The 11,797-nt window shown below is 50.1% G+C and carries 2 protein-coding genes; both read right to left on the bottom strand.

Annotated elements, in window-relative coordinates:
* Positions 1–4: 4 nt before the first annotated feature.
* Entirely contained in the window at positions 5–4,030 is a 4,026-nt protein-coding gene (locus ABXS70_RS00750; RefSeq protein ID WP_366293241.1) for an SDR family NAD(P)-dependent oxidoreductase, read from the bottom strand.
* Positions 4,031–4,042: 12 nt separating this feature from the next.
* On the bottom strand, positions 4,043–11,791 hold the full coding sequence (locus tag ABXS70_RS00745) for an SDR family NAD(P)-dependent oxidoreductase (protein WP_366293238.1): 7,749 nt from the start codon (positions 11,789–11,791) through the stop codon (positions 4,043–4,045).
* Between the last annotated feature and the right edge of the window lie 6 nt (positions 11,792–11,797).

Genomic DNA, 11,797 nt, shown 5'->3' with positions numbered 1-11,797 from the left:
TTCCTCAACGATCTTCGAAGCTCTTGACAGCATCGTCAATGCTCAGACTCCCGGCTTCAATATCTTTAAACAATTGTTCAAAATCATCTTCTGCCCGGGATGCCGGAACAGCCGGCTTCACGTCCAGTTTGGTCATGATGAATTGAGACAGTGCATGCACGGTTGTGTAGGAGAAAAGATGAATTAACTTCATTTTTCCTGGATAGGCCTCTTCCAGCAGCGCAAACAGCCTGTTCAGCAAAACGGAATCTCCACCCAGATCGAAGAAGCTGTCGTGAATATCCAGTTCCTCAAAACCAAGCACTTCGTGATACATACTCGCAATCTGACGCTCGATGCTGTTGTAATCCTCGCCTTCTTTACCCTTAAGTTCCACCTGGGTGTTTGCAGAAGACTTGTTTTTCTTGGTGGTTGTTACCATCGACGTCTGCTTAAGTTCTTCCTGCTTCTCAGCCTCCCGCAGTCTCTCCGTCATCTCTTCAGAGAAACGAAACGGAAACTTGTACAGCAGCGCCTTGGCAAAGCGTGGATGGTAGGTGAACTCCCCGATTAATACACGCGAGACTTCCTTCTGAAGTGCCTGCATAAATCCGGCAGCTGCCTGTTCTGTCGGAAGCGCCTTGGTGATGGCATCCACATTAAATCCGTAGTCAACCGACATACCGGCTTCTTTCCACGAAGACCAGTTGATGGACAGCGTTTTCAGCCCGCTTTTGCTGCGCGCATAGGCCAGCGCATCCAGATAGGCATTAGCTGCGGAGTAGTCTCCCTGCCCCACCTCACTCGACAACGATAGCCCGGATGAGAAGAAAACAAGGAAATCGAGCTGGTCCTGCCGGGTCAGCTGATCTATAATCCAGGCCCCATGCACTTTGGGATGCAGCACTTCGTCAAAGGTTTCCCGCGTCTTACGAATCAGATATCCTACAGCCGGCACACCTGCACCGTGGATTACCCCCGTAATCTTCCCGTATCTGTCTCTGACATCAGCCAGGACACGCTGCATCGCTTCATAATCCGCTGTATCCGCCGCATAACAGGAAATTTCCGATCCCTGCTGTTCAATCTCCAGAAAGTTCTGCAGACGGGCGGCCATCTTAAGATCCAATGTCGGGTCCTCAAGGAGCATCTCCCATTCTGTTCTTGGCGGAATCGGCTTGCGGCCCAGCAGAACAAGTTTGACTTTGGCCTGCGAAGCAAAATATTTAGCCATCTCCTGTCCAATCCCGCCCGTACCACCGGTAATGACATATACACCGTTTTCCTTGATGGCCACAGGTGAATCTGCCAGATCATCAGCCAGTACTTCGCCAAGCTCCTCGATATATCGCATGCCATCTCGATACGCCGAGGTATAGCTCTGATCCTGTGAACCCATCTCATGAAAAAGCACCTCTGTCCCGATATTCTCATCCAGGTCAATGCTTCGGCAGGTGATATGCGGATACTCCAGGGCAAGCACTTTGCCAAGTCCCGTCAAAGAAGCCGCATCCGGGGAAAGCCGTGACTCTTCTGTTGTGACTTCGTAAAGCAGCTCCGAGACAAGCATGATGTTTAAGGCATTATCATTTCCGTGTTCAATGAGTGCACGAACGAGATGAAACAAGCTGTATACGCCTCTCTGCTGCCGCTGCTCCAGCTCCTGCATCGTGCGAACCTCAGAAGACGCCGATGCAGCAAACAAATGCACAATGTCACTTACAGACGTCTCACCCAGTGCGGTAAAGAGTGCTCCGAAATCATCCTCCGAGCCGTTTACTGTAAATGCCCCGTCCTTTTCACGATGAAAGGATTCACCGAAGTTAACTTCAATAACACGACGCCCTGAAGCTTGAAGGAGTTCCGTCAATTCGCTCCCCCGGCGTCCTTCATCCTTTAGGACCAGTACTGCTCCCGAATTTTGCTGGCTTGCCATCTCCGGTATGTCTGCCCTGCGCCAGTTCATCCGATAAAAACGTGCTGACCATGGTTCATTTAAAGTGATATTTTCCGTCCTTACTGACCGGGCTCGCGCCCCCTCTGGTACTTCGAACCAGCAGCGGGTTCGTGTAAACGGGTACGTCGGCAGACTTGTTTTTCGCAGCCCGTCTTCGGTGTATAGAAGCTCCCAATTCAGATCAGCGCCCTGTACATACTGCAGTCCGATTCGGTCCATTACATCTGAGGCAGATGCCAGCCCCTTTCCTATTCTTGCGAGTTCCGGGTTCAAACCGGTTGTTTCCGGCGAATCGGAACAGCCAGGTTCACTGCTTCCAGGTTTATGATAGCCGTAATAGAGCCCCTGGCTTCCCGTTTTCGGGGATTTCCCCGATGAATTGCCCATCGCAGTACTTCCTTTGTTATCCTCTGCTGCGTTCTCCAGAAGATGCTCTGCCTCCATCAGTCGAAGCTGAAGCTGGCCTGCATTCTGACCCGAAACCAGCAGCCGATATGCATAATGCCCTCTTCCCGTGTTCGCGGTGTAACAGATGGAAGATAGCTCCGAAGGAGCGGCTGCGGAAAGCACATCCACATATTGCTTGATCAGAATGCGCAGGGCCTCCTCCGTTTTGGCTGATACCGTTAAGAGATGCTCTCCATGAATTACCGGATCAGCTAATGCTGCAGCGGGTGCCTCCTCCAGTACAATGTGACAATTGGTTCCGCTGATTCCAAATGCACTTACACCGCTGCGCCGCGGTATGTTTTCTGCCTCCCAATGCCGTAAACGGGCGTTCACATAAACAGGAGATGAAGCAAAATCAATGGAACGATTCGGTCTGTGAAAATGTTTTGAAGCGGGAATCTGCTGGTTATGCAGGGAAAGTGCCGATTTAATCAAACCGATCACTCCCGCTGCCTCTGAAAGGTGACCAATATTGGTTTTGACCGAACCAATTCCGCAAAATTGGCACTTCGTGGTGTGACGACGGAAAGCCTGCTCTATCCCCTGTACCTCAAGCGGATCGCCCAGCATCGTGCCGCTGCCATGGGTTTCAATATAAGAAACCGTTTCGGGTTCAATACCAGCATCAGCCCAAGCCTGCAGTATGGCTTCCGTCTGTGCTTCCGGGTTCGGAGCCGCGATACTGATTGATTTTCCATCCTGATTTACACCGTACCCTTTGATGACCGCATAAATCTGATCCCGATCCTCCAGTGCTTTCTCCAGCGGTTTCAGCAGCACGACTCCTGCCCCTTCACCGATCCCTGATCCATCGGAATCATCATCAAACGCTTTGGTCCGCCAGTCTGTAGATTCAATGCCAATCTTGATGTGATCACTCTTCAGTGGCACAAGATTGATTTTGATTCCCCCTACCAGTGCTTGATCACACTGCCCCTCTTTAATCGCCTGACAGGCCAGTGTAACTGCCACCAGAGAGGAAGAACAGGACGTATCTACCACCATACTCGGCCCTTTCAGATCCAGCAGAAAAGACAGCCGACCTGCGGCTACAGATGCCAGATTACCGACCAGGGAATAAGCGAAGCTTTCCGGCTCCGCATCATAAATAAAGCGGGAATACAGGTCCCTTATATTATTGGAGAGCCCCAGATATACGCCTGTTCGGCTGCCCGTAAGTTTACCGCCGCCATACCCTGCATCTTCTATCGCCTTCCAGGCTGTTTCAAGAAATAATCTGTGATTGGGGTCTGTCAGACTGGCCTCTTTGGGAGACATTTTGAAATAGGCATAGTCGAATTTGTCGATTTCATCGAGATAGGCATTCTCATTAAAAGCAATCTCATCCGGATTCATGCCCAGATACTCCAGATACGAATGGATATCCGGTCTTCTGGATTCCGGAAAGGAACGGATGCTGTCCGTTCCACTGATCATGTTGTTCCAGAATTCTCCCGGCGAGTCGGCCTGAGGCAGTTTTAAAGCCATGCCTACAATGGCAATATCCTTGGTTCCCTGCACGGACCCGGACGCTTTGCAGGTATCCTCTTCCTGTTTAAGTTTCTGAAGAAGCTGCACCGCAACCGTCTTGTCCAGCGTTCCATCCTGCAGATGTTCCATGATGAACTTGTATACATGCTCCATCTCATTTCTCCTTTACAAGTTAATCAGATTGTTCAGCGCCTGCTGCAGCGTCACATCGCCGCTTTCCATCTGATCGATGACACGCTTCAAATCCTGTTCCATATCCTGCGCCTTCGATTCAGACTGTTCATCCATAAATCGGGCCAGCCGGGTTATATTGGAGTTGGCAAACAAATCGGTGACTTTGGTCAGACCAGGGAACTGCTGATCAATCCGGGCATGAACCTGTATAAGAACGATAGAGTCAGCACCCATCTCAAAGAAACTGTCTCCCACATGGATTTCTTGAAAGCCCAGCATGGTCTGACAGATGGATGCAAGGGTCCGCTCAGTTTCCGTATACACACCGTCCGCTTTTCCGACTAACGTCACTTCTCCCGTGACACTCGTTTTCAAGGAAGAAGCAGCACGTTTGCTCTCCAGCTGTTTGATCCGCTGATCCAGCTGCAGCCTAATTTCGGATGAAAGATCAAATGGACTTTTGGCCAGTGAAGAAATCAGCTGACCTTCATAATGAATTTCTCCGATCAATACCCGCTTCACCGCTGGCTGCTGCATGACATGAGCCAACTGTCGTATCGCCTGTGCCGTTGGCATGGCTTTGAACAGCGTATCTACAGCAAAACCATGGTCTGCGGACATCCCGGTCTCTTTCCAGGTGGACCACTGCACGGTCAATGTGCGTTTGCCAAGTTTGGTTCTGTAATCGGCATAAGCATCCAGATAAGCATTGGCTGCAATATAATCCGCTTGACCTGGTGCACTGAAGATAGAAGCAATAGACGAGTACAGCACCATGAAATCCAGTTGATCCTGCTGGGTAAGCTGATCCAGCACCCATGTCCCGTAAACTTTCGGATAAAACACTTCATTGAATCCGGTCTGCGAGCGATTAATGATCAGTTCTGAACTCCCCACACCTGCTCCGTGAACAATTCCTCTGATCCTTCCGTATTGGTCCCGCAGTTGGTCCAGAAGCACACGCATCGAATTCAGGTCGGATACATCTGCAGCATAACAGCTGACATGGTGTCCCCGACTTTCGAGATCACGAATGGTCGTAATCTGATGTATAACTTTCAGGCTGCTCTGTGCTGCCACTACCGCATCCCAGTCCTCACGTGCCGGCATAGGTGTACGGCTGATCAGCGCAAGATTCACCGGTTGACCTGCAGCCATGTATTTGGCCGTCTCCAATCCAATTCCACCTGTGCCGCCTGTAATCACGTATACGCCATCGTTATCAAATACAATGTTGGCTGGTGCAGCTTCTGGTGCCTGAAGCTCCCTGAACTGCTGCACATATCGGACCCCATCCCGGAAGGCAACCTCATAATAAGCGGATGGGGTCGTTATCTCCTGCACCAGCGTATCCAAAGGCGTGGCCGCATCCATGTCAATGCAGCGGCATTGAATATGCAGGTTCTCCTTGCCGACGACCCGCCCCATGCCAAACGCCGAGGACAGATACGGCCTGATACGTTCTCTGCCATGGATGCTGTTCACCTCGCGGGAGATCAATACCAGATCGACAGGACTGCTCAAGTTACTGGATACCAAGGCTCGAATCCATCGATAGAACGCATATACACGTTTATTTAGTATTGAAGTAAAGCTTTCTACATCTACATCGGATGCATCGTTTTCGGAAGAGTCGTCATCACCAGCACCGTTCAGATATATCACTCTCGACACCTGCTCGATGCCTGCCTGCTGTAAAGCCCGGATGTATATATCGACATCAGATATATCATGAGTATCTGGAAGTGAGAGCAGCGTATCGTTCTGAAGAATCGAATAGACCTCCACACCTGTCTGTTCCATATGGGATACAATCCGTGATGCCGCATCAGAACCATCGAGAATAACGAGTGTTTTGCCTTCAGCCGGGTCAGTCAGCTGCGAACCGACTGCTGCATCACTATTTCCTGCTGCAGGCTTCCACACAAGCTCATAAGCTTCAGGTACTGCGTGGACACCGACATGTGAAGACACCAAAGATGGCTCGGGAAGATCCACCCAGCATCGTGTGTTGTCATATACATACAGAGGCAGACTGATCTTACGAATCTCTTCGTTTTCATACAGCAGCTTCCAATCCAGATCACTGCCCGCAGCATACATGCTGCACAGCTTCTGTGTCAGCTCCTGCATCAGCCCCTCATCAGAGGATTCCAGATAACGGGACAGACAGTCCTTCCCCTTCCGATTCAATTCCGACTTCTCCTGCCCTGTTAATTCACTGCCCGCAGCATCACTTTTCTCTGTGACGACTTTGTGCATTCCGTAATACAACTGTTCGCCAGTTGACTCGGATGCAAGGCCGGAAACAGCGAGCGATTGCAGTTTTCGGAGCAGATCAGAGATATCCACCACTGCAAAAGCAATGCGGTGGACATGCTGCCAGCGTCCGGTATTCACCGTATAACATATATTTTTGAGCGAAATTGTCTGCTGATGTTCAGAAATAAAACGTATATATTGATCGATCATGGCTAACAGAGATTGACGGTTCTTGGCGCTCAACGTGAATATCTCTGCTTTCCTCGGGATGAAGCGCTCCTGTATAACTGGAGGTTCTTCAAGCACCAGGTGGCAGTTCGTTCCACTGAAACCAAACGCACTTACACCGCAGCGAAGAGGTGCTCCGTTCCCTTCCCACGACCTTGCCTTGGTGTTGACGTAAAGCGGCGAATCCTGAAACGGAATGACCGCATTAGGTTTCTCAAAATGAAGGGTCGGAGGCAGCACCCGGTGCTTCAGCGCCATCGCCGCTTTTACCAGACTGCCTACACCAGCAGCTTCAAACAAATGCCCTACGTTGGACTTCACTGAACTGATGGCAACAAACTGATTCTTATCCGTGTACCGCCGCAAAGCTGTAGTAAGCCCATCCATCTCAATCGGATCACCCAGTTTGGTTGCTGTACCATGAGTCTCCACGTAACCGATTGTCGAGGGATCAATTCCGGCATCCTCCCATGCCTTCACAATAACCTCTGTCTGCGCTTCGGGATTAGGGGCGGTGATGCCGATGGAGGCACCATCCTGATTAATGGCACTGCCCTTAATGACCGCATAAACATTGTCCTTGTCTTCTATTGCTCTGCTCAGCGGTTTCAAGATCACTGCTGCACCGCCTTCTCCGAGGCCCGAACCATCTGCATCCTGGTCAAAAGGTCTGGTTAAACCATCCGAAGATTCGATACCTACTTTCAGGTAATCATGATCGAGCGGACTGAGACTAATTCGGGCACCAGCAACAATAGCCATCTCGCAGTCTCCGTTACGCAGAGCCTGGCAGGCCAGATGTGTCGCCACAAGGGACGCCGAGCAGGCGGTATCAATCACCATGGTTGGTCCCTTGAGATCCAGTGGATAAGCAATGCGAGTAGGCATCATGGCGGTGATGTTGCCCACAATGGACATCGGGTATTGATAGGGGTCCAAATCACAGATCATCTTCAGATAGGAATCATTCAAGCTGCTTGCAAATCCCATGTAAACGCCTGTGTTAGTTCCCTCAATTCGTCCGCCGTACCCCGCATCTTCAACCGCATGCCATGATGTCTTCATGAATAAACGCTGGATTGGGTCCGTCAGACCGGCCTCCTTGGGAGAAAGTCTGAAATATTGGTAATCGAACTGATCAATGTTGTCCAGGAAAGCGCCTTGCAGATACTGGACTTCTTTGTCAGAACCCAACCTGGCATTCATCCATCGGTGATACGCATCCATATCCTTTTTTCGGGCATCCGGAAAATCAACCGTGCAGTCTACGCCGTTCACAACGTTATCCCAGTACTGCTGCGCTGTATCGGCCATCGGCATTTCAGCAGCAATGCCAATAATGGCAATTGCCTCATCTTCCTTCGCCACCTGCTTCTTGACCTCTCCCTCTCCCGGCGAAGGGGTATTTGCCGATGCAGCCTGCTTTTCTCTTCCTTGATTCACATGCAGAGCCAGTTTGTGGATAGACGTATGCGCAAACAAATGAGCAATCTTCACTTTACCCGGAAACTCCTCATTCAGTCTTTCGTGCATACGAATCAGCATGATGGAATTCCCGCCAAGATCAAAAAAGTTATCGTAAATGTTGATCTCCTGATAACCTAGGATTTCACTGTATATGCGGGCGACCTGCTGCTCTGTTTCGGAATAGGCTCCAGCTTCTTTACCTGACAAATCTACAGGACCAGTATGCTTCTCCTGTGGTACAGTCCGGTTTGCATGACGCTGTGTTCCTTGATCGGCCAGCTCTTTGCTGTGCTTCACCCCAGCCTGCAGCTTGTCAGAAAGCCGAAACGGGAACTGTCCCAGTGCAGCCAAATGTTTGCTTCCGTAATTCATCGCCCCGATAAATATGCGTGAGAGACTTCTATTCATTGCTGCTTCTATAGCTTTAATACCGTCCGCTGTAGGAATCGTTTTGAACATCCCGTCCACGTTGATGCCAAAGTCTACCGACATCCCGGTCTCTTTCCATGACACCCAGTCGATCGATAATGTTCTGCGTCCTGTGCTTGAACGCCATGCGGCAAAAGAATCCAGATAACAATTGGCTGCTGTATAATCCCCCTGCCCAATCTCACCAATCACTGATATCCCCGATGAGAATATCATCATAAAATCCATATCCTGATCCTGTGTAAGTTTCTCCAACATCCAGGTCCCTTTCACTTTCGGTCCCAGAATCGTCTGAAATTCCTCACTGCTTTTACGGTATATAAAGCCATCACCGGGAATACCCGCACCATGAATAACGCCATGGATGTTTCCATGACGCGTGGTAATGTCCCGAATGACTTGTGCCATCCCCTTCTCATCAGCCAGATCGGTGCTGAAATATTCCACTACAGCACCTGCAGCCTCAAGATCAAGAATACCCTGCATCTTGGCACAATGCGGATTGTCCCCGGCATGCAGCAGGTCCTTCCACTGCTCTCTTGACGGCAATATCGTTCGTCCGATCAGCGCAAGCTTTACAGACTTGGATGAGCGAGCGAGAAACTTGGCTGTCTCCAGACCAATCCCGCTTGTACCACCTGTGACGAGATATAATCCCCCAGGTCTGATCTGAAAGGGTACATTTTCTTTTTCATTCAAGTCAATTTCTGTAAAGACTTCGGTATACCGTTTTCCATCACGATACGAAACAGCATACGTTTCACCACGGATACCTCTCTCCCTGCAAATATCTTCAACAGAGGCGGACGTATCCATATCAATAAACCTGCATTGTATGTGTCCATATTCCTGCTGAATGACTTTCCCGAGTCCCATCAGCAGTGCATTGTGAGGTGCGATCGCCTTTTCGCTTCCTGTAACTTGACCGGCATATTCAGCAAGCAGGGTCAATCGAATCTCTTCGGCAAACCCTCTAGCCATTAATGCCTGGATCAGATACACCGGCGAGTAGAAGGCTTCCTTCTGCACAGCCTCAAGTGAATCCAGATCACTCGGGTAAGCGGATTTGCCAACCATGGATGAATAGATAATTTCAGCGATATCCCCGTCTGAAAATTTCTCCAGCAGTTCGGTATACATATCCGGTCCGGGACTGCCAACAGCATACCGTTTGTCCGATATTTGCTCGAATCGGCTCCCCGGCTGCACCTGAATGACTTGGCAGCCTTCATTTCTCAGTGCTTCAGCAAGATTCTGCTCCCACTCGTTTCCATCTCCAATAATCAGGATCGAATTCGTGGATGAATCTGTGGAGACGGCCTCAGCAGCTGAGCCCTGATCCTCCACCCATTTCACAGTATGGAAATAATCCTGTAAACGGACGGCAGAAGGGTCATGAATATCAATCCAGCATCGGCTGGGTTCGAACGGGTACGTCGGCAGACTCAGCTTCCGTATCTTTCTTCCTTGATACAGCTGTGCCCAATCGGCATTGGCTCCCTGTACATAGCTGGAAGCAAGTTCCCCAAGAACTGCTTCATCCCAAGCGGAGGGGGGTTCTCCGAGCTGCTTGATTCGCTCCTGCGCCTGGGTGGAATGACGGCGGATACGTGCCCGCTCTTCCGCTGCCGTATCCTCAATCCCCGCAGCGTGGACGACTTGTCCACCGATATACACCCCTCGCTGCGTTTTCAGCTGTTCCCAAGGCTGTTCCAGCAGCTGCATCAGTTCCCCTGTATCCTTTACAACCACAGACATGCGATATTCGTAATGTCCTCTACCGGCTGCTGCCGTATAACATATGTTTTCAAGCGGAATTTCCGGACGTTCCTTCAGAAAGCCGCGATAACTCTGGATCAGCCGTTTCAAGGCTTTTTCCGTCTGTGCTGAACATACAAACAGATGCGAGCTGGAGACAGATGCATCTCCGGACTCCTGTACAGCTGCAGCTTCAGGAGCTTCTTCAAGTACCACGTGACAGTTGGTCCCGCTGAACCCGAAGGCACTCACACCACATCTTCTCGGTACGCCTTCTTCCGTATCCCACGGCCGAAGTTCTGTGTTCACATATACCGGTGTCTGCTCGAAGCGAATATTGCGGTTAGGTTTGGCAAAATGAAGAGAGGGCGGAAGTTTCCGATGTTTCAAAGCCATCACTGCTTTGAGAAGCCCTGTGACACCTGCACATTCATACAAGTGTCCGATATTGGATTTAACTGAACCTATCGCACAAAATTGTTTTCGTGACGTAAATTGCTCGAAAGCATTGGTGATCCCCTTAATTTCGATCGGGTCACCAAGCTCTGTTGCTGTACCATGCGCTTCGATATATCGAATGGTTTCGGGGTCGATCCCTGCTTCCTCCCAGGCTCTAATAATCGCTTCCGATTGGGCACGCGGATTCGGAGCGGTAAGTCCAATGGATGTCCCATCCTGATTGGCGGCGGTTCCCTTGATTACGGCATAGATATGGTCCCCATCTTTCAAAGCCTGGCTCAAAGGTTTCAGCAGAATGGCTGCCACCCCTTCACCTACACCGGCTCCATCCGAAGCATCGTCGAACGTGCGGGTCTCTCCGTCGGAAGACTCAATGCCAAATTGTTCGTATTTATTAAAAACAGGCAGCGTATTGACCTTCACTCCACCGGCTATCGCGGCGTCGCATTCTCCGCTTCTGATGGATTGACAAGCCATGTGCACTGCTACCAAAGAGGATGAACATGCCGTGTCCACCACCATACTTGGACCTTTCAGATTGAGAAGGTAGGATATTCTCCCTGCCAGTACAGCAGTCACATTTCCCGTCACCGACATGGAGATGGATTCAGGCTCCACATCAGCAATGATGTTGGCGTAATTGTCACGCGTACTGCTGTAATATCCTACATATAATCCGGTGTTCGTGCCTGATAAGCTAGTCCCTCCATACCCGGCGTCTTCTACAGCTTCCCAGGCTGTCTGGAGAAAAATCCGCTGATCCGGACTCATCAGTGATGCTTCCTTGGGAGTCAGCTTGAAATAGCGGTAATCGAACTTGTCTATTTCTTCCAAATAGGAACCTTTAATAAAACGAAGCCCGACTTCTTCCTGCTGCTTGAAACGCACGTAGTTAAGAACATCCGCTTGTCTCGCTTCAGGAAATTCCACAATAGAATTTACTTTGTTCTCAATGTTATGCCAGAAGGCTTCGACGTGATCCGCCATCGGCATATGCGCAGATATGCCCACAATGGCAATATCCTCACGCTGATTCTGTTTCTGCTGTTTGAGCAGTGTAATCATATCTATCGCTGTCTTTTTGTCAATTTTGCCGCCGGACGTATTCTCAATAATGTATTTAAGCAGCTGTTCCAATGTATC

The sequence above is a fragment of the Paenibacillus sp. AN1007 genome (assembly GCF_040702995.1).
GTDB lineage: Bacteria > Bacillota > Bacilli > Paenibacillales > Paenibacillaceae > Paenibacillus.
The sequence above is the reverse complement of the archived record's forward strand: the minus strand, read 5'-3'. Positions and strand labels throughout refer to the sequence as shown.